The sequence below is a fragment of the Vibrio sp. 10N.261.52.C11 genome (assembly GCF_041471405.1).
Classification (GTDB): Bacteria; Pseudomonadota; Gammaproteobacteria; order Enterobacterales; family Vibrionaceae; genus Vibrio; species Vibrio crassostreae_C.
Genome location: NZ_JBFROI010000009.1, coordinates 19541 through 39037, shown reverse-complemented (window position 1 = coordinate 39037; position 19497 = coordinate 19541). Strand labels below are relative to the sequence as shown.

Below are 19497 nucleotides of genomic sequence, written 5' to 3'. Positions count from 1 at the left end.
GGTTTCGTTACTATCTGTTTCGAAATACGGGTTTCGCAACGATGCGAATATCCACACCAACCTGTCGAACATCTTTAATTTCTAGGTCAATAACGTCAGACATTGAAGTGAGCCCTAATGCACCCATCAAACCTCGTCCGTCACTGCCCATAAGTTTAGGTGCTAAATAGAGGATTAGCTCATCCACCAGCTGTTCTTCAATCAAGCTTTTTGCCAATGTCGCGCCCGCTTCGACCCAAATATGGTCGATATGATTCGCAGGTAATTGACGCATCAGATCGTGCAAATCGAGCTGACCTGCATCTGTGGTTCCGACTTCAATATCAGCAGACGCTTCAGCGACTCTCAATACCGATGTTGGAGTTTGGAATAACTTGAGCTCAGGACGCAGTTGATTTTGACGATCAAGAATCACGCGAATCGGCTGACGCAGCTCGTCTTCAGCGTAATGATCTTTGATACTGCTTGGCAACTCTGCCCAACGAACATTCAACGACGCGTTGTCTTCAATCACCGTCTGGCTAGTTGATAACACAGCGCCTGATTTTGCCCGGTAGTTCTGGACATCACGACGCGCTTCTGGCGATGTGATCCACTGGCTTTGACCATTTTCCAATGCCGTTTGCCCATCAAGGCTAGCGGCCATCTTTAACTGAACGAATGGCATGCCAGTTTGCATACGCTTGATAAATGCAGGGTTCAAGTCGAGAGCGTCTTGCTCTAGCAAACCGATTTCAACCTCAATACCCGCATCGCGTAGCATTTTGATACCACGACCTGCGACTTTTGGGTTTGGGTCCTGCATGGCACAAATCACTTTGGCTACTTGAGCCTTAATCAAACCTTCAGCACAAGGCGGCGTTCGACCGTAATGAGAACAAGGCTCTAGCGTGACATAAGCCGTCGCGCCTTTTGCCTTATCGCCAGCCATTCGCATGGCATGTACTTCAGCATGAGGTTCACCGGCTTTGGCGTGAAAACCTTCACCAACGATCTGACCGTCACTTTGTACTATGACACAGCCAACATTAGGGTTCGGGGCAGTGGTGTAAATGCCGCGTTTTGCTAATTGAATAGCACGCGACATCATTTGAAAATCTAGGGGAGTAAAGTTTGACATGATTGAGGCGTTAATCCTCTAATTTAGCGATTTCTTCGCCAAACTCTCGGATGTCTTCAAAGCTGCGGTAAACAGAGGCAAAACGAATGTACGCCACTTTATCCAATTCTTTCAATTGGCCCATCACAAGATTACCAATCATCTCGCTTGGTACTTCACGCTCACCAGTTGCACGGAGTTGTGACTTAATCGTACTGATCGCAAGTTCAATCGCGTCAGCACTCACTGGGCGTTTTTCTAGGGCGCGCTGTACACCACCCACCATTTTATCTTCATTAAATGGTTCGCGGTTTCCATTCGACTTTATGACTTTAGGCATCACAAGTTCTGCCGATTCGAACGTAGTAAAACGTTCACTACATGCAAGGCATTGACGGCGACGACGAACCTGATGGCCATCGGCTACCAGTCTTGAATCGATTACTTTAGTGTCGTTCTCTGAACAAAAAGGACAATGCATATCACCTCCAAATAATTGAATATCAGTGTAACGGAATTGCCAAACGTTAGGAAAGAAAAAGGGCCAATTAAGGCCCTTTTGTGTGGTGATTCATTGATTATTGCTACTCGACCGCCATTTCAAAAATGAGCTGAGGAGTAAAATTAACGACCAGCGTTAACCGCGGACTAAATAGTTCGCTTTACCTACCCATTTGTAGCTTGTCAGCTCTTCTAAGCCCATTGGGCCGCGAGCATGCAATTTCTGAGTAGACACGGCAACTTCAGCACCTAAACCAAACTGTGCTCCATCAGTGAAACGTGTTGATGCATTCACATAAACCGCTGCAGAACCAACAGAGTTAATGAAACGCTCTGAGCTCTCTAAGCTATTGGTCATGATCGCATCTGAATGACTCGCGTTGTGTACACGCATGTGGTCAATCGCTTCTGCCACATCCGCTACCACTTTCACGCCTAGCGTGTAGCTTAGCCATTCAGTGTCAAAGTCGCCTTCAACCGCATCACGTTGGTCTTCAAAACCCGCTAGCAGCGATTTTGCACTGGTATCAGCAACTAAGGTTACCTTGCCGGCTAAACGCTGTTTCAGCTTAGTTAGGAAAGCTTCAGCAACCGCTTCATGCACTAGCAGTGTATCTAACGAGTTACACGCCGATGGACGTTGAACTTTTGAGTTTTCGACCACATCGACAGATTTCTCAAGATCAGCGCTTTCATCAACGAAGATATGGCTGATACCAAAGCCGCCGATGATTACTGGGATGGTGCTGTTCTCTTTACACATCTTGTGCAGACCAGCGCCGCCACGAGGAATGATCATATCCACGTAGTCGTCCAGTTTAAGCAGTTGAGAAACGAGTTCACGATCAGGCTTCTCGATGTACTGAACAGAAGCGGCTGGAAGCTCCGCTTTCTCTAATGCAGACTGGATAACCTTAACCAGTTCCATGTTCGAGAAAAACGTCTCTTTACCACCACGTAGAATGCTTGCGTTACCTGTCTTCAGACACAGAGCTGCAATATCGATGGTTACGTTCGGACGCGCTTCATAGATAACACCCACCACACCAAGTGGCACGCGGCGACGAGACAGCGACATACCGTTTTCTAGTACCTTACTGTCGATTTCGCTGCCTACAGGGTCGTTAAGGCTAATCACGTTACGAACATCATTCGCAATGCCGGTTAAGCGCTCTTCATTAAGAAGTAGACGATCAAGCAGTGCGTCAGTTAAACCCGCTTCGCGACCTAATTCGATGTCTTTCGCGTTCGCTTCTAAAATCGTTGTTGCGTTTGCTTCTAGCTCATCAGCGATAATCGCCAATGCTTTATTCTTTTGCGCCGTAGATGCGGTCGCTAGGTGGAAAGCAGCGTCTTTTGCTGCGATACCCATGTTAGTTAAATCCACGTTTAACTCTCCCTAAATTCTGTCTGTCTTTGGATGCAAAAAGGTGATTCACCTTATCATCACGAGCTACTCTTGGATTACAACTAGGTCGTCACGGTGAATGACTTCTGACCCATAATCGTATCCAAGGATGTCGCCAATATCTTTACTGTGCTTGCCTGCAATTTTTGCTAGGTCTTGGCTTGAATAACTGGCGATACCACGCGCAATTACTTTGCCTTTGCTGTCTGTGACTTGGGTAACTTCACCACGAGAGAATTCGCCTTTAACTCGAACAACCCCTTTCGCCAACAAGCTGCTGCCTTTGGTGTTGACTGCGTTTACTGCGCCGTCGTCAACCACGATGTCACCTGCTGAAGCAGGGCCCGCTAAAATCCAGCGTTTACGGTTTTCAAGCGCTTCCGCTAAAGGCAAGAAACGTGTGCCTTGTGGGTTATCACTCAGTGAATCAAACACCACATTTTCAGCACTGCCCGCAGCAATAATCACTTCGATGCCTGCGCGACGAGCAATGTCAGCCGCCTGCAGTTTTGTCGCCATGCCGCCAGTACCCAACGTAGTACCGCTGCCACCTGCGATCTTACGCAGCGTGTCATCAATGGTTTTCACTTCTTTGATGAGCTCAGCATTTGGATCTGTACGAGGGTCAGCCGTAAACAGGCCTTTTTGGTCTGTTAGTAGCAAAAGCTTATCAGCACCGCACAAAATACCCACTAAGGCCGACAAGTTATCATTGTCGCCCACTTTAATTTCGTTGGTTGCTACTGCGTCGTTTTCGTTTACTACCGGAATAATATCGTGCTCAACCAGTGCGTTGATCGTGTCACGTGCATTAAGAAAACGCTCGCGATCATCGAGATCAGCACGAGTCAGTAGCATCTGGCCAATCTTAAGGCCATAGATAGCAAACAAAGACTCCCAAACTTGAATCAACTGACTTTGCCCAACTGCCGCAAGCAACTGTTTGCTCGCCATTGAGTTGGGAAGTGCGGGGTAACCAAGGTGCTCACGTCCTGCTGCAATTGCACCAGACGAAACCATAACCACAGAGTGGCCTTGTTTTTTTAATTCAGCACATTGACGAACCAGCTCAACCATATGAGCGCGGTCTAATGCCAATGTTCCACCAGTTAAGACACTGGTACCCAGTTTAACAACGACAGTTTTACGCTGTGTTGTTGTCCCGCTTTGATGATTTGTTGTCATGAAGTCTTTTATGGATAAAACAAATAAGAGGTGATGTTTTAGCAATCAAAAGGGGAATTCACAAGCAGAAAAGGTGCGAAATCGCACCTTTTTGCTTTATATAGAAGAGTAACCTTTAAAATTAGACGAATTCGACAGACTCTTCGTCTAATTGGATACTGATTTCAAACTTACTTTGAAGTTCATCAACCAGTTTCTTGTGGAAGGCTTCTTGAGTTCGAGAGACCTCAGCGACCGCCTTTTTAGGTAACGGCAAAGAATCCCAGTTACCATCGATGTTGTACTTGCCGATATTGTACTTAGCCGAATATCCCTCTTCCGACTTATCCAATTCCAGCCACCAGCCCCAGAACTCGCGTTCTTCTGGTGATTTTTTATCGTTCACACATACAGACAAGCAATCAAAGATATAGTGGCCTTCTTCTGATTGCGGTTCCCTTAAGTAAGGCCCGATCGCCTTTAAAACATTCAACAAGCGGTAATGCGTAGGTTGTTGTGTCACTTCTGACATATTGAATCTCCATTTTCAATGTTAAGAATGACGTTACTCAGACTGTTATACGTAGAAACTACGCATTTGGATTTTATAAATGACCTCTGAGTATCAGGTACTTAGTTTGTACATTTTTCATGCTTAACTAATTTAGGAGAAATGTCATCTAAATAATTCATCCTCAAGCCACTTTATCGCCAATTCGAGGGATTGCTCATAACCTTGTGTAATTGACTTAGCTTTGATTTTCTTCGCTTTTCCGTAATCACTGTAAATAGCAACCAGTTGATTATCCATTGGCGGTGAAACCGGGTCGCCTTCCAGAGCCAATGCCAAGATAGGAACACTGGTTTTACTGTTTGACAGCAAACCTTGTACCTTGAGTGACCACGCCATCAACTGCCCAGAAAGGCTATTGATATCGACCGCCCCTTTACCAAGGCGCGAAGCCAACACATCTAGATGCATTTTAGGCATCTGCTTAAGTTTGTCTGCATGAACAAAGATATCGTGAATTGGCGCGCCTAAAGAAATACACGCTTTAATCTTATGTTGCTCGAGGAAAGATAATCTCACCATCGCATTGCCACCGAAGCGGAAACCAAACAAGCCGACTTTGTGGTGATCGACCCATGGGATGTTAGGCAATTCATTCAGCACTGCTTGGTGAAGACAAGATGAGTCTTCTGTTAACGGCCAATGTGCACTGTGCCCTATTGATGGCATGTCTACCGTTAACATAGCAATGTTCTTAGGTGCTAAATAATCCCTAAACAGGCGCCACATATCGGTTTGCAAGCTATCTAGACCCGCGCTGACAATCACAACCGGTTGTGGTTTATCTGTCTTGGTTAGATGCAAGTTCGCTTTGATCTTCTTGTTTTGGTATGGAATATCAATCTGCTTGACGATCAACTTAGTGTGCTTGATCGCTTCAGAATACGCTGCGTTGGCCAACACTTGAGCCTGAGCTGCCAAGTTGTCGTTCTTGAGGTGTGGGTAACCCGCAATACTGAAGCACAACGATGCGGAAAATAGCTCTTCAGCCATCTCTTCACCATTCTTCTCATTAGAACGATTTTGATGCTGCATACCCAGCTTGGTCCATTCGTATGCCCAGTTACCACTTCGGTAACCCATGACCGTATCAAGCCACTCATCGGTTGTACGAGAGTTATCTGATGACGCGATGCGAGCCAATACCGCTTCCTGCTCTATTGGATTAACGCCTTGCCATACCCACTGAAGACGTCTTAGGTTTCGATACCATGATGAGTTTTGCTGTTCACGTTTCTCATCCAATAGCGCTTCAGAGCTTGGCATGTATTGTGTCAACATTGAGGTCTCTTTCGCTTGCTTGTGCTTTACAAACAAAGTTTCCGAAAGGTTCGAGCTCGTTTCTTCTGGTTCAGACATTGGGATACTTAATAAGAAATGGTTGTCACTAATAATATAAAAAAAAATGACCCTATAAAGGGTCATTTCTCAAAAAACTAAGTTTACGCTTATTTTGACTTGCGATTTACTGGCTCTACGTAGCTTAGGCTAGTATCCCAAGGTTGCTCAATCCATGTGTCTTGAGCGATATCAACAATGTACTCGTCTAGCAAATCAGCGCCAGATGGTTTTGCACATACAGCGATCAGTTTCGCTTTAGGGTACATTTCGCGAAGCTTACGTGCAGTGTCACCACTATCAACCAAGTCTTCAACGATTAGGAAGCCTTCGCCGTCACCTTCAGGTGCTTTAACTACTGTCATATCACGTTGGTGATCGTGGTCGTAGCTAGAAATACAAATCGTATCTACGTGACGAATACCTAGCTCACGAGCCAAGATTGCACCAGGAACCAAACCACCACGGCTTACTGCCCAGATGCCTTTCCACTGCTCTGCTGGCATTTGCTTTTCAGCAAGTTGACGGCAGTAGGTCTGCATGTTGTCCCAAGTGATAACGAATTTGTTGCTCATAGTATAAAACCTAATAATTTTGTCATGTTATTAGAGGCTATTTCAAACATAGCCTCTTCAGCGATTAAGCAGAAATCTAGACGATTAAGCGAAAATGTATTTAAGAATAAAGATAGCCGACATTACCCACACAGCAGGTGAAACGTCGCGACCTTTACCACTTAGCAGCTTAATTGCAGCGTAAGCGATGAAACCTAGTGAGATACCCTCAGCGATAGAGTACGTCAGCGGCATAAGCAGACATGTTACCACGACTGGTGCTGCTTCCGTAAGATCACGCCAATCAATGCCAACTAGGCCAGACATCATCAGAATTGCTACATAGAAAAGTGCACCTGATGTTGCGTAAGCCGGAATCATACCTGCAAGTGGCGAGAAGAAAAGAGCCAGTAGGAATAAGATACCAACAACAACAGCCGTTAGACCGGTACGGCCGCCTTCAGCAACACCCGCAACACTCTCAACATAAGAAGTAGTATTTGATGTACCTAGCAGTGCACCAATAGATGTTGCTGTAGAGTCAGCAAGCAGTGCTTTGTTCAAGCGAGGTAGTTTGCCGTCTTCTTTGATTAGGTTTGCTTTCGTTGCAACACCAACCAGAGTACCCGCTGTATCGAACAAATCGACGAACAAGAACGCGAATACCACTGAAATCATACCGATTTCAAATACAGCAGAGAAATCAAGCTGCATGAATGTAGGAGCAAGGCTTGGTGGTGTAGACATGATGCCGCCGTATTGAACGTCACCAATAACAATGCCAAGAGCTGTGATAGCTAGAATCGCAATCATTACTGCCCCTTTCACGCCACGGTGAACAAGAGCAATCGTTAGGAAGAAACCAATTGAGCCTAGGATAGGAGCAATCGCGGTAATGTCGCCCAGTGAAACTTTAGTTGCTGGGTTAGAAACAACGATGCCTGCATTGCTAAGCGCAATAAACGCTAGGAAAAGACCGATACCTGCAGAGATACCAACACGCAGAGACATAGGGATCGAGTTGATAATCCATTCACGGATCTTAAAGATGCTTAAGAAGATGAAGATTACGCCTGATACGAAAACCGCTGCCAGAGCAACTTGCCACGTATAACCCATACCCATTACAACAGCGTAGGTAAAGAATGCGTTCAAACCCATGCCTGGAGCTTGAGCAATTGGGTAGTTAGCAACAAAGCCCATGATGAAACAGCCAATAGCAGCCGCTAAACAGGTTGCTACAAATACAGCGCCATGGTCCATACCAGCATCAGCTAGAATCATTGGGTTTACAAAAATGATGTAAGCCATTGTTAGGAAGGTTGTTAGACCTGCGATGATTTCAGTGCGCACATTGGTGCCATTTTCACTGAGTTTGAATAGCTTTTCGAACATTATCGAATCCTATAAGGGTAAAAAGTAAACGGTTGCGTAATCGATTGGCTGTGGATTATAAAGTTATCAAATAACAAATTCCAGATAGAATTAAGGCTCTAATCGATATTTATCAGAATGCCGTATGAAACAAAGCGATTAAAAATGAAGATATCATCGATAAATAACCATTAAAAACAAACAATTAATAACAATAGACTCACTAAAACTAGTTGGTTGTTTTTTCTACCATCGGTTATTTTCATTGATAATCTAGCCAGTAAATTCTGAATTCAAACTCACAATAGTTATGTATTTTTCAACAGGATCAGTAATAAGGCGCAAATTGATATTTCGGCGTTTAAAAAACAACCACGCAGAACAGCAAGGAAAGTGACAAGCGAAAGCGGTTTGGAAAAGTAGCAGGCAAAAAAAACGCCACTCAAAACTGAGTGGCGGTAGAATCTGTCAACCAAAAGGGCTGTAAAAGAATTCCAATATATAGGGGTGAACAAAACTGTTCGAGTTACATGCTTACGGTATTAGTAACCAAAGCTTGTAGGGTATGCAAAGTTGCTAGTGTAAACAGAGCTGTTAATCCAGAACATTGCAGATGGTAAACCTTTCATAACTATCACCTTAATAAATCAATAAAAAACGAATTTGATTTCTCGGTTCCTTGGAGGCGATAAAACGGACTCATCCTTTGAGCATTTACTCTTCATCTCAGAAGTTGGTTATTAATATACCCCAAAGAAAAAAGATTACAAGTATTTTTTGCTATACGTCACATTTTTGGCCATTTACGGTTATTTTGCAAACTTATTTTTGTAATAAAATTACAGAATAGAATTAAACAAACGTTTGCCTGCTCCATTTATAAGCATCAAGGCGCTTAGCTGTGATCAGATGGACAAGATCGCTTTCAAAATTTGAGCTATTTGAGGTTTAGAACCGCTACTCGTCAAAACGCTCAAGTGGTATGCTGTTGCCATCAAAACAGACCCATATTTTAGATTTTTGTTCTAGGCTTTTCCCCATACAAAACCTAAATATATGGTTATTAAATAAAAAAGGAGTCATCCGTGTCTGAATTCCATTCTGAGATCAGTAAATTATCCCCTGCCCCTATCTGGCAGTTCTTCGATAAGATTTGCTCAATCCCACACCCTTCTAAGCATGAAGAAGAGCTTGCTCAATACATTATTGCTTGGGCAACAGAGCAAGGCCTAGATGTACGTCGTGACCCAACGGGTAACGTATTCATCAAAAAGCCAGCAACGGCGGGTATGGAAAACAAAAAAGGTGTAGTGCTACAAGCTCACATCGATATGGTTCCACAAAAGAACGAAGACACAGTTCATGACTTTGCTAAAGATCCAATTCAACCATACATTGATGGTGAGTGGGTTACAGCTAAAGGCACAACGCTTGGCGCTGATAACGGCATGGGCATGGCTTCTTGCCTAGCGGTTCTTGCTTCAAACGAAATTCAGCACGGCCCTATCGAAGTTCTACTAACAGTAGATGAAGAAGCAGGCATGACTGGTGCTTTCGGTCTTGAAGCGGGTTGGTTAGAAGGCGATATCCTTCTTAACACCGATTCAGAGCAAGAAGGCGAAGTGTACATGGGTTGTGCTGGCGGTATCGACGGCGCAATGACATTTGAAATTGCTCGTAATGCGATTCCAGCTGACTTCGTAACACGTAAGCTAACGCTAAAAGGCCTAAAAGGCGGTCACTCTGGTTGTGACATCCACACAGGTCGTGCAAACGCAAACAAACTGCTTGCTCGCTTCCTAGCGGGTCACGCAAAAGAGCTAGACCTTCGCATCGTCGAATTCAAAGGTGGTAGCCTTCGTAACGCGATCCCTCGTGAAGGTTTCGTAACGGTTGCTGTTCCTGCGGCAAACCAAGAAAAACTGGCTTCACTATACAACTACTACACTGAGCTGCTTTCAACAGAGCTAGGTAAAGTAGAAGACAGCATCGTGACTTTCAATGAAGAAGCTTCTGTAGAAATGGGCGCACTTGCGTCAGCAGACCAAGCTCGCTTTATCGCGGCACTTAACGCATGTCCAAACGGCGTGATTCGTATGAGTGACGAGATTGAAGGTGTTGTGGAAACGTCTCTAAACGTAGGTGTTATCACAACAGAAGAGAACTCAATCACAGTACTTTGCCTGATCCGCTCTCTTATCGATTCAGGTCGTAGCCAAGTAGAAAGCATGCTTCACTCTGTTGCTGAACTAGCAGGCGCTAACATCGCGTTCTCTGGTGCTTACCCAGGTTGGAAACCAGACGCAGATTCAGAAATCATGCATATCTTCCGTGACATGTACGAAGGTATCTACGGTCACAAGCCAAACATCATGGTTATCCATGCTGGTCTTGAGTGTGGTCTATTCAAAGAACCTTACCCGAACATGGATATGGTTTCTTTCGGCCCAACCATCAAGTTTCCGCACTCTCCTGATGAGAAAGTGAAGATCGACACCGTTGAGCTATTCTGGAACCAAATGGTTGCATTGCTTGAAGCGATCCCAGAAAAAGCTTAATTCGATAAGCTATGTTTGTTCAGTAAATGGTGTTTTACAGTAAACACCGTTTATCTGAGACAAAATAAAACAGGTACTCAATGAGTACCTGTTTTTGTATCTAATCTTTGTAGCTACTACTTGTGACTAAATAAACAATTAAGCGCGTGAAGCCGCGTAGCTTTCTAGCTCATCAATTGAAGTTTGTGCCACAACTTCGCCATCGATGAAGTACGTCACCATCTCGCCATCACGAACACCGATTAACGTCGCACGCTCACCAGACTGGTAAGTAATGTCCATTTGGATCGTGTTTTCATCAATCTGCTGCATTTGACCTTTTTCGATCACATCTGCACTCGTGATAGGACCCACTGGCGCTTCCGTTAGAGACGGATCAAGTTGGTGGTTGATGTCTAGGTAAGTATCAGTCTTTGTATCAAAGATGTGCGGAGAACCAGTTAGTGGGTTGCTACCAGTCCAGAACTCTAGTGAGTTGAATACCAGGTAATCGGCAGCAACTGTTAGGCCGTAAGCAGGCGCTAGTAGCATGTTCAAGCCACCACGTGCGTAACGGTTATCAACAGCCTTAACGTTAAACTTCATTAGGTAACCGGTTACTGCGTTACTACCAACACAGCCAGATAAAGCGACAGAAACCACCGCCAGTGCAACGACTTTTGAAATTGTTTTTTTCATTTTTATCTCGATATATGAATTTGGCCGCCAAAAAATGGCGATGAATAATACCAACCAACCGAACAATAAATATCAGCGTTAAATCAATGTATTGTCAGGAAATTCACAATTCTAAACCCCTTCTAACTAGCCAAATCAAAAACTGAAACCAATTCAGAAGCCCCTTCATAAAAAACTTTTGTCGTCACCGTAAAGCGATTGATTCGTACTAAAAATCAACGATTGCTACATTCCGTGTTAACGAATTATCACCATGTTGAGAACAACCTAAATGGCAAGACTAAAACCTAATCAACCATTCGAATTACTTGGTTATACTGTTCAGCCAGGACAGCGAATGGAGATTGAACTGCAAGCGGCTCAGCTTTACACGCATTCTCCACTTTCGATCCCGATTGAAATTATTCACGGTCGCCAAGCAGGCCCAACACTGATGGTAAATGCGGCTATCCACGGCGATGAGCTAAACGGTGTTGAGATTGCACGACAACTGACCAATGCGATTGATCCAAAGAAACTGAAAGGGACATTAATTGTTGTGCCTATCGTTAACGTATTTGGCTTTATCCATAAATCTCGTTACCTACCAGACCGTCGTGACCTAAACCGTTGCTTCCCTGGCAGTGAGAAAGGATCGTTAACATCACGTATCGCTTACACCTTCTTTGAGAACGTGGCAAAGCACTGTGATTACATTCTGGATCTACACACGGGCGCGATTCACCGTACCAATCTGCCACAGATTCGTGCAAACCTATCGAACCCTGAGACACTGCGCATCGCAAAAGCGTTCGCAACACCCGTGATTATTGATTCTCCACTGCGCGACGGTTCACTGCGTAGCGAAGCGGAAAAACTGGGTATTCCTGTATTAACTTACGAAGGTGGTGAAGCGCTGCGTTTTGATCACCTCGCGATTCGTGCGGGTTACCTTGGCGTGCATCAAGTGATGAAAGAAATCGGCATGCTGCGCCCTAACCGTAAGAAGTTACCAGAGCCAGTATTGAGTAAATCCACCAGCTGGATCCGCGCTGAATCAGACGGTATTTTGCGTAACATGGTAAGACTTGGCGAACAGGTTGAAGCAGGACAAACCCTTGCTTACATCAGCTCTCCATTGGGTCACCAAGAAGGCCAAGTGATCACAACCAAAGGCGGTATCGTGATTGGTCAGCAAACTCTGCCTTTGGTCAACGAAGGTGATGCTGTGTTCCACATCGCTTACTTCAAGCAAGACGATGAAGAAGTAGGACAATCAGTAGAAAGCTACATTGAAGAAGTGGCAGAAGACGATTGGCTAACTGCACTGAATAACTGATCAGACAATGCTTAACAGTTTAAGAGCTCGACGTTAAAAGCGAGAAGCCAAACCGAGCTCTTAAACACAATAAAACAGAACTCCACAAACTAAAAAGCCCCAATACACTTTTAACTATAAAGAAAAAAGTTGTATCGGGGCTTTTTTTTCACAAATCCCTTATCTTAAAATTAAGGGATCTATAAATTAGTCATGCACTGAATTACTCAGCGTCTTCTTGCTCTTCTGCACGAGCTTTAGCGCGCGCTTCACGTGCTTGCTCAGCTTTAAGCTCTTTAGTGTGACGTAGTTCGTCACGCTCTTTACGCTGCTCTGATTTACGCTCGTTACGTTCAGCTTGGTTAGCGATGAAAGATGCTAGCTCTTTCTCTGCCCACTCTTGTGCTAGAGCTTCAGTTTCGAAACCAGACTCACGCTTAGATACTGTAGTGCTGCGAGACGTTACTTGACGAGTAATCTCTGCACACCAACCGTTGCGTTTTTCTGTAAGGCGGATATCAAATTTTTTGTTCTTAGACATGTTCTATTTTTTCCTAAGGGAGATCATTAAGGGATCGGTCAACTTTGATAACTCCATCTAAGTGAGCATCTTTTAACACCATCCCTTGGTAAGCGCGGTATTAGAGCACAAATCAATGAATATTGCTGCAAATATTTGCAGCGGATCACACTCCAATGCTGCAAATCGTTTGCGACTGATTTCAATAGGTTCATAACTCTCGGTTCACCATCAACTTCTATCCTATTTTATCGACAACAATGAAATGAACTATGCTCAAACAGAGATAAATGAAAGAGATACCTGCTTGCTCAGGTTTATAGACTCTATTGTCTCACCTGCTCCGCTCATAATTAAAATAGCTAAGGAGTTGCTATGGATAGCTTCATCAAAAATTTACCCAAAGTTGAGCTGCACTTACATATAGAAGGCACATTAGAGCCAGAGCTGATGTTCCAACTCGCCAAGCGTAATAACCTGTCGATTCCCTTTGAGACCCCAGACCAAGTTCGAGACGCGTACCAGTTCCACAATCTTCAATCCTTTCTCGATATCTATTACCAAGGTGCAAACGTACTGATTCATGAACAAGATTTCTACGACCTGACGTGGGCTTATCTGTTGAAGTGTCAGCAAGATAATGTGGTTCATACTGAGATCTTCTTCGACCCTCAGACTCACACTGAACGCGGCATTGACTTTGAAGTCATCGTTGGCGGGATTACTCGAGCTTTGAATCAAGTGGAGCAAGAGCTTGGTATCAGCAGCCAACTGATCATGTGCTTTCTGCGTCATCTCGATGAAGACAGCGCTTTTGAAACACTCAAACAAGCCCTTCCTTATAAAGATAAGATCATTGCCGTTGGGTTAGATTCATCAGAACAGGGCAATCCACCAGAGAAGTTTAAACATGTATTCCAAGAAGCGATCAACCAAGGCTTTCTGACTGTCGCGCACGCCGGAGAAGAAGGCCCAGCACAAAATATTAGCGACGCACTGAGCTTGCTAGGCATTACCCGAATTGATCATGGCGTTCGCTGTGTAGAAGATGAAGAGTTGATGGAACAGCTAATAGCAAAACGTACACCACTGACCGTCTGCCCGCTGTCGAATACCAAGCTCAAGGTGTTTGAGACCATGCAAGAGCACAACATCGTCGAGTTGCTGAGAAAAGGGCTGTGCGTCACCATCAATTCCGATGATCCGGCTTACTTCGGCGGCTATATGAATGATAACTTCCTCGCCGTCGCCAATGCTCACCCAGTGACCAAAAACGAATTGGCGCAGTTCAGTATTAATGCCATCGAAGCCAGTTTTATCTCGCCTCACGCCAAGGAAGATCTCATCACACAGGTACGCCAATACCTTGCTGCGAGTACTTAATGAGTTATCAAGATCAAAAAGGGAAGCTCTGAGCTTCCCTATCTATATCAATAGATAACTAATTGGCTTAGCCCGGGTGACCATCCACTCTTGGCGTTAACAGCATCATCCCAAATTTCCAGATAAATAGACCGAACGCTAACGTCCATAAACCCGCGCTGATATTGACCATCTCAAATAAATACGCCGGGAAGAATGTCACACCTAAACTACGAACGAGTGCCGCGATAAATATAGCCGAGAACGCCAAAGCCATACTTGGCCCTTTATAGATAGCACGGCCAGTATGTCCCATTGTCACGCGCGTGATCATCGCCAGAATTAACCCACTCAAACCGCCAATCGCAAACAGGTGCAGCATGTTATGGCTCGCGAACGGGTTATCTAGCAAACCGCGTAACAGCAAGCTGAGAGGGATACATAGGTAAGCCGCATGCAGCGACCACAACAAGGGTTCTGATAGTGTTGTCCAAGGCTTCCAGCGGATAAAGCGCACCAACTGTGTCACACCTGCAAATACCATCAACTCATTGCCGACTTGAGCAAAGGTCAATGGGAAGAAGCTCAACACAAATAAGCCAACCAAAGGTAGATTGGCTAACCATTCCAACCAAACCAAGGGCTGCGCTTTTTCGAAATCAAAACGACGCGCTGTAAAGAATGGGAGCACTCGCCCACCCATCACTGATAACAGCAAGGTAAACCACCACAACATAGCCTGCCAAACTGCAGACGATGGGAATGGAGGCATCCCCTTAATGGTCGCGTAACTAGCAAAGTTCGCCACGATAGCCAATATAAACAGTGGCACAAAGAATAGATTCTTCCAGCCTTTCGACTTCACGACTCGGAAACCAATTTCGTAGGCGGCGAAGATTAAGAACAGCGCCTCAACCGACGAAATCAGCCATAACGGCGCGGGGGTCCAAAACAGAATACGAGGTGCGAGCCACAAACCGACTAGCGCAGCTAATCGATAATGCTTGGTGCCATTGACACCCGTCCACGTTTGTACTGCCGTTAACACAAAACCGACCACTATCGCCATTGAGAAACCAAACAGCATCTCATGCACGTGCCACCACAGTGCGGGAACTTTTAAAATCTCAGGCTGACCGTTTTGGAACATGATGACCCAAGCGACAATCGCGATCACTGCATAGAGACTGCCTAAAAAGAAGAAAGGTCGAAAGCCTAAACGCAGGTAGGCTGGAATCGCGTCTTCTACACTTTTATCTGTGATATTTAACAAACTCGCTCCTAATTCTCAGATAAGCGGCCAAGGTATTACCTAAACCAAATTTTGTGTGCATCAAATCCGATGCAATATGCAGATCACATTGCATGAAACGCGCCAATTAGATAAAACCAGTAAAAACAGCGACTCACGAGATTCAATAGCCAATAAATAAGTCAAAAAAACACAACCAAAAGAGTCATAAAGACATATACATGTATAAATAGAAACTTACTGACTTTTGGTATCTCGCCACATATAGTAAGACTAGACTTAAATGGAACAGCTCAGACAAGGAATGCGATGTATATTTTTGGTTATGGCAGTTTAATCAACTCATCTTCACGTCAGCTTACCGGTCAGACAGGGCAAGCGATCCCTGCGATTGTTCATGGCTTGATTCGCCATTGGAGCAAGATCGATGACAGCTATGTCTTATCCCCTTTGATCGTCAATCTCGGCGAAGGACAAGTGAATGGTGTGTTGCTTGAGGTGGATGATATTGCACTGGCTGAGTTTGATCGCCGTGAGCGTGGTTATCACCGTATCGAATTAAAGGCCTCTCAGATAGAAAGCCAAGATGAATTCAAACAGGATCAACCGATCTGGGTTTACATCAAAGACGAGATTGAAGCACCTTGCGAAAACAGCCCTATCGTTCAAACCTACGTCGATACTGTATTAGCAGGATGTTTAGAGGTGTCTGAAAGCTTTGCGGCGCACTTCGTTAAACACACACAAGGTTGGCATCACCCATTAGAAAATGATCGCCACCAGCCTAAATACGGCAACCTTGCTGGGGTTTCCGATCACCATCACAGTGTGATTGATGGCTTGATACTAACTGTACGCAGCTAGTTGATTTAGGTTGGTGAACACATTGACTCACCAACCTAAAGTGAGCTTAAACGACACGAATACCTGCTGGCATCGCACGTTCAGGTGTTAGCAATACACTTTCAGATTCATCTTCCGTTTCTGCACAAAGCAACATGCACTCAGAAGTGTGGCCTCTCATCTTCGCCTTCGCTAGATTGCACAAAACAACAACCTGCTTACCCATCAACTCTTCTTCTGTGTAGTAAGGGACTAGGCTGGTCACCGTTTGCAGTGTCTTGTCACCAACATCCACTTGCACTATGTAAAGCTTGTCGGCGTTTTCATGACGCACAACCTCAATGATCTTACCCACACGCATTTCTAACTTAGCAAAGTCACCATAAGAGACAGTATCCATTTCTCACTTCCTATATTGGTTTATTTTCACTCATTAAATCATTTACTAAAATTAAGTAAAATGTAAATGTTTACACTAGCATTAAGCCTAATAATTACAAGCGGTAAAGATCTCATTACTGGAAGTAAAATGAGAGTTTCGTTGCCTTACTATCATTGTCGGTGTTAAATAGATGAAGCAATGTATAGAGGTTAAAAATGGCAACAATTAAAGATGTAGCAAAGGAAGCTGGTGTTTCTGTTGCAACCGTATCTCGAGTGATCAACAAGTCTCCCAAGGCGAGTGCAAGCTCGGTAGAGTCTGTAACTAAAGCGATGTCTAAACTTGGCTATCGACCGAATGCCAATGCTCGAGCGCTGGTAAGCCAAAGCACGAACACTGTTGGTGTATTGGTCGGTGACATCTCCGATCCCTTTTTTGGCACGCTGGTTAAGGCTGTCGACAATGTCGCTCGTGAGAACGGAAAACATATCCTTGTCGGTAATGGCTCGCACGATCGTGAAGAAGAGAGACAAGCGATTGAATTGCTGATTAACAGCCGTTGTGACGCCCTGGTGATCCACTCTAAAGGCCTCACCGACGAAGAACTGATTGCCTATGCAAAAGAGGTCAAAGGCTTAGTACTGATCAACCGTTATATTGCTGAGATTGCCAACCACTGTATTTTCTTAGACAACAAAAAAGGTGCGTATCTTGCGACGGAATATCTGATCCGCCATGGCCATAAGAACATTGCCTGTATCGCCTCATCGCATAGCATTGAAGATGCCGATGAGCGTATCCAAGGTTACTTAGCGGCACTCTCAGATTACAAAATAGCGCTCTCTGACAGCTATATTGAATACTCAGCGCCGACCAGTGACGGTGGCGAATACGCCATGACTAACCTTCTGACTAAGTCACTGCCAATCACTGGCATTGTGGCGTACAACGATTACATGGCAGCTGGTGCTTTGTCTGTCCTTGATGAAAACGGTATTCAAGCGCCAGACAAAATGTCGATCATCGGTTTCGATGATGGTTTGATTGCCCGCTATGTTCATCCAAAGCTCACCACTATTCGCTACCCGATTCAGATGATGGCAGAGAAAGCGACACGACTCGCGTTGCACTTAGCCAAAGGTGAAAACACCTCAACTGAACCAATGATGTTCTCTCCAACTCTGGTACGCCGTAATTCGGTAGAGAAAGTCTAGGTTCTGGTCGACTCATCAAGCAATAAACAAAAAAAAGCCCTAACAGAATCGCTTCTGTTAGGGCTTTCCTACCTTACTCAGATACTCAACAATTGCGCTTAATAAACCGCACTCTTGTTGAGCGCCACTTTTGCTCATCCCCCAAGAACAACGCGATAATTCACATCGTCCTATTCACAAACAAAAGATATTGACGTAACCGCTTTGAGCTAGAGCGTACTAGTTTGAAGAATCCCCCGAAAATTCAAACTGGTAACAGGTACTGTAGTTATATTCTTGTTCAGGCTTGAGAATACAACTGTCCTGCTTCCACTCTGGGTGGTTAGGAGAGTCAGGTAAGAACTGGGTTTCTAGCGCCAAACCAGCGTAGTCTTCATAGCTGCCACCACTTCGGTTTGGTGTGCCACCAAGCCAGTTTCCGGTGTATAGCTGCATTGCAGGTTTGGTTGAAAATACTTTTAGTGTGACGAGCGCATCTGGTGAGGTTACGGTCGCGGCGCATTGAGTGCGTTTGCAGCCATCAGCCAATAAGAAAGAGTGGTCGTAACCCTTTGCTGCTTTCTGCTGTTCATCGCCCAACAAACGCTCTGAGATCATCATAGGCTGATTGAAGTCAAAGCTGGTCGATTTCACTGATTTAAGGTTACCTAACGGAATACCCACCGAATTGGTCGGTAAGAACTGATTAGCATTGATACTGACAATGTGTGACAAACAATCGTGTCCAGCTTCAGCGCCAAGTAGATTGAAGTACGCATGATTCGTTAGGTTGACTACAGTCGGCTTGTCTGTGGTTGCAGAGTAATTAATGGACACTCGATTGTCTTCGGTGATGTCATAACGTACCGACACATTCAAATTCCCCGGGAATCCTTGGTCGCCATCAGCAGACTCTAGACTGAACACCACTGACGTTTCGGTTTGCTCGGCAATATTCCAACGGCGTTTATCAAATCCGTTCGGGCCACCATGTAAGGTATTGCCCGCTTGGTTGGTTTCCAGCTTGTAATTCTGACCATCAATTTTGAAACGACCATTAGCAATGCGGTTAGCATAACGGCCAACGGTTGTGCCCATATAGCTGGCTTGTTTATCGAAGTTCTCCATTGAGTTAACACCCAACAACACTTCTCTTTTGTTTCCCTTTACTGGCAGGATACAGCTCAACCATGTTGCACCAATATCCATGAATGTCACTTGAATGCCATGCGTATTTGATAGCGTCACTAACTGAGCGGGTTGGCCATCATAGGCTGGAGTCTGCGCCATGGATTGATGCAGGTTTTGCTCTTGTGTCATTCTAAATTCCTTCTAGTGCCAGTAAAAAGCCTCTACCTGAAGTAAAGGCTTTAGCATTTGGCCTACCATGATCTTTTTACTTG

Annotated in this window: 18 protein-coding genes; 5 read left to right on the top strand and 13 right to left on the bottom strand. The window is 44.8% G+C overall.

What is annotated here, in order from left to right; genetic code table 11:
• Positions 1 to 10 precede the first annotated feature (10 nt).
• From ribD to AB4323_RS02430, 8 genes are all read right to left on the bottom strand, one after another.
• Positions 11 to 1090, bottom strand: a complete 1080-nt coding sequence (gene ribD / locus AB4323_RS02465) for a bifunctional diaminohydroxyphosphoribosylaminopyrimidine deaminase/5-amino-6-(5-phosphoribosylamino)uracil reductase RibD (protein WP_372151532.1) — start codon at positions 1088 to 1090, stop codon at positions 11 to 13.
• 40 nt (positions 1091 to 1130) lie between these two features.
• The gene (nrdR, locus tag AB4323_RS02460) at positions 1131 to 1580 is read right to left on the bottom strand and encodes a transcriptional regulator NrdR (protein ID WP_004734394.1); all 450 of its coding nucleotides are present in this window, start codon (positions 1578 to 1580) and stop codon (positions 1131 to 1133) included.
• A 156-nt stretch (positions 1581 to 1736) separates the two neighbouring features.
• Complete coding sequence (locus tag AB4323_RS02455) at positions 1737 to 2987, bottom strand: glutamate-5-semialdehyde dehydrogenase (RefSeq protein WP_017060786.1); 1251 nt, start codon at positions 2985 to 2987, stop codon at positions 1737 to 1739.
• 66 nt (positions 2988 to 3053) lie between these two features.
• Positions 3054 to 4238: a glutamate 5-kinase gene (gene proB, locus AB4323_RS02450; RefSeq protein ID WP_372103630.1), complete on the bottom strand. Its 1185-nt coding sequence runs from the start codon at positions 4236 to 4238 to the stop codon at positions 3054 to 3056.
• Positions 4239 to 4314: 76 nt separating this feature from the next.
• On the bottom strand, positions 4315 to 4704 hold the full coding sequence (gene crl / locus AB4323_RS02445) for a sigma factor-binding protein Crl (protein ID WP_017060787.1): 390 nt from the start codon (positions 4702 to 4704) through the stop codon (positions 4315 to 4317).
• A 144-nt stretch (positions 4705 to 4848) separates the two neighbouring features.
• Complete coding sequence (gene frsA / locus AB4323_RS02440; RefSeq protein ID WP_017060788.1) at positions 4849 to 6102, bottom strand: esterase FrsA; 1254 nt, start codon at positions 6100 to 6102, stop codon at positions 4849 to 4851.
• Between the two features lie 89 nt (positions 6103 to 6191).
• The gene (gene tet(34) / locus AB4323_RS02435) at positions 6192 to 6656 is read right to left on the bottom strand and encodes an oxytetracycline resistance phosphoribosyltransferase domain-containing protein Tet(34) (RefSeq protein ID WP_009847475.1); all 465 of its coding nucleotides are present in this window, start codon (positions 6654 to 6656) and stop codon (positions 6192 to 6194) included.
• 84 nt (positions 6657 to 6740) lie between these two features.
• On the bottom strand, positions 6741 to 8030 hold the full coding sequence (locus tag AB4323_RS02430) for an NCS2 family permease (protein ID WP_017066820.1): 1290 nt from the start codon (positions 8028 to 8030) through the stop codon (positions 6741 to 6743).
• A 1064-nt stretch (positions 8031 to 9094) separates the two neighbouring features.
• Between AB4323_RS02430 and AB4323_RS02425 the strand changes: the two genes are divergently transcribed.
• Entirely contained in the window at positions 9095 to 10567 is a 1473-nt protein-coding gene (locus tag AB4323_RS02425; protein WP_017060790.1) for an aminoacyl-histidine dipeptidase, read from the top strand.
• A gap of 138 nt (positions 10568 to 10705) precedes the next feature.
• Here the strand turns inward: AB4323_RS02425 and AB4323_RS02420 are convergent, their stop codons facing one another.
• Entirely contained in the window at positions 10706 to 11245 is a 540-nt protein-coding gene (locus tag AB4323_RS02420; RefSeq protein WP_017066819.1) for a DUF3332 family protein, read from the bottom strand.
• A 271-nt stretch (positions 11246 to 11516) separates the two neighbouring features.
• Here AB4323_RS02420 and AB4323_RS02415 point away from each other — a divergent pair, with 271 nt between their 5' ends.
• The gene (locus AB4323_RS02415; protein WP_017060792.1) at positions 11517 to 12563 is read left to right on the top strand and encodes a succinylglutamate desuccinylase/aspartoacylase family protein; all 1047 of its coding nucleotides are present in this window, start codon (positions 11517 to 11519) and stop codon (positions 12561 to 12563) included.
• 202 nt (positions 12564 to 12765) lie between these two features.
• On the opposite strand, the gene AB4323_RS02410 is transcribed toward AB4323_RS02415, so the two are convergent.
• Positions 12766 to 13083: a DUF3622 domain-containing protein gene (locus AB4323_RS02410; RefSeq protein WP_017056240.1), complete on the bottom strand. Its 318-nt coding sequence runs from the start codon at positions 13081 to 13083 to the stop codon at positions 12766 to 12768.
• Between the two features lie 354 nt (positions 13084 to 13437).
• Here AB4323_RS02410 and AB4323_RS02405 point away from each other — a divergent pair, with 354 nt between their 5' ends.
• A complete protein-coding gene (locus AB4323_RS02405) occupies positions 13438 to 14445 on the top strand; it encodes an adenosine deaminase (protein WP_017069510.1) in 1008 nt (335 codons plus the stop codon).
• Positions 14446 to 14512: 67 nt separating this feature from the next.
• Here AB4323_RS02405 and AB4323_RS02400 read toward each other — a convergent pair whose 3' ends face one another.
• Positions 14513 to 15697: an NnrS family protein gene (locus AB4323_RS02400; RefSeq protein ID WP_372151530.1), complete on the bottom strand. Its 1185-nt coding sequence runs from the start codon at positions 15695 to 15697 to the stop codon at positions 14513 to 14515.
• Between the two features lie 288 nt (positions 15698 to 15985).
• On the opposite strand from AB4323_RS02400, the gene AB4323_RS02395 reads away from it, so the two are divergent.
• Positions 15986 to 16540, top strand: a complete 555-nt coding sequence (locus tag AB4323_RS02395) for a gamma-glutamylcyclotransferase family protein (protein WP_017060795.1) — start codon at positions 15986 to 15988, stop codon at positions 16538 to 16540.
• 46 nt (positions 16541 to 16586) lie between these two features.
• Here the strand turns inward: AB4323_RS02395 and AB4323_RS02390 are convergent, their stop codons facing one another.
• Positions 16587 to 16919, bottom strand: coding sequence for a tRNA-binding protein (locus AB4323_RS02390; protein WP_017060796.1), 333 nt, complete (start codon positions 16917 to 16919; stop codon positions 16587 to 16589).
• A 197-nt stretch (positions 16920 to 17116) separates the two neighbouring features.
• On the opposite strand from AB4323_RS02390, the gene AB4323_RS02385 reads away from it, so the two are divergent.
• Positions 17117 to 18115 carry a substrate-binding domain-containing protein gene (locus AB4323_RS02385; RefSeq protein WP_017066816.1) on the top strand — a complete coding sequence of 333 codons (999 nt, stop codon included), beginning with the start codon at positions 17117 to 17119 and terminating at the stop codon, positions 18113 to 18115.
• Between the two features lie 219 nt (positions 18116 to 18334).
• On the opposite strand, the gene galM is transcribed toward AB4323_RS02385, so the two are convergent.
• On the bottom strand, positions 18335 to 19414 hold the full coding sequence (galM, locus tag AB4323_RS02380; protein WP_017063325.1) for a galactose-1-epimerase: 1080 nt from the start codon (positions 19412 to 19414) through the stop codon (positions 18335 to 18337).
• Positions 19415 to 19497 lie beyond the last annotated feature (83 nt).

Excerpts from the sequence above, each read along its gene's own strand:
- frsA (WP_017060788.1), bottom strand. The coding sequence starts at position 6,102 with ATGTCTGAACCAGAAGAAACGAGCTCGAACCTTTCGGAAACTTTGTTT.
- AB4323_RS02420 (WP_017066819.1), bottom strand. The coding sequence starts at position 11,245 with ATGAAAAAAACAATTTCAAAAGTCGTTGCACTGGCGGTGGTTTCTGTC.
- ribD (WP_372151532.1), bottom strand. The coding sequence starts at position 1,090 with ATGATGTCGCGTGCTATTCAATTAGCAAAACGCGGCATTTACACCACT.
- AB4323_RS02410 (WP_017056240.1), bottom strand. The coding sequence starts at position 13,083 with ATGTCTAAGAACAAAAAATTTGATATCCGCCTTACAGAAAAACGCAAC.
- crl (WP_017060787.1), bottom strand. The coding sequence starts at position 4,704 with ATGTCAGAAGTGACACAACAACCTACGCATTACCGCTTGTTGAATGTT.
- AB4323_RS02415 (WP_017060792.1), top strand. The coding sequence starts at position 11,517 with ATGGCAAGACTAAAACCTAATCAACCATTCGAATTACTTGGTTATACT.
- AB4323_RS02390 (WP_017060796.1), bottom strand. The coding sequence starts at position 16,919 with ATGGATACTGTCTCTTATGGTGACTTTGCTAAGTTAGAAATGCGTGTG.
- AB4323_RS02385 (WP_017066816.1), top strand. The coding sequence starts at position 17,117 with ATGGCAACAATTAAAGATGTAGCAAAGGAAGCTGGTGTTTCTGTTGCA.
- nrdR (WP_004734394.1), bottom strand. The coding sequence starts at position 1,580 with ATGCATTGTCCTTTTTGTTCAGAGAACGACACTAAAGTAATCGATTCA.
- galM (WP_017063325.1), bottom strand. The coding sequence starts at position 19,414 with ATGACACAAGAGCAAAACCTGCATCAATCCATGGCGCAGACTCCAGCC.
- AB4323_RS02405 (WP_017069510.1), top strand. The coding sequence starts at position 13,438 with ATGGATAGCTTCATCAAAAATTTACCCAAAGTTGAGCTGCACTTACAT.
- AB4323_RS02430 (WP_017066820.1), bottom strand. The coding sequence starts at position 8,030 with ATGTTCGAAAAGCTATTCAAACTCAGTGAAAATGGCACCAATGTGCGC.
- AB4323_RS02395 (WP_017060795.1), top strand. The coding sequence starts at position 15,986 with ATGTATATTTTTGGTTATGGCAGTTTAATCAACTCATCTTCACGTCAG.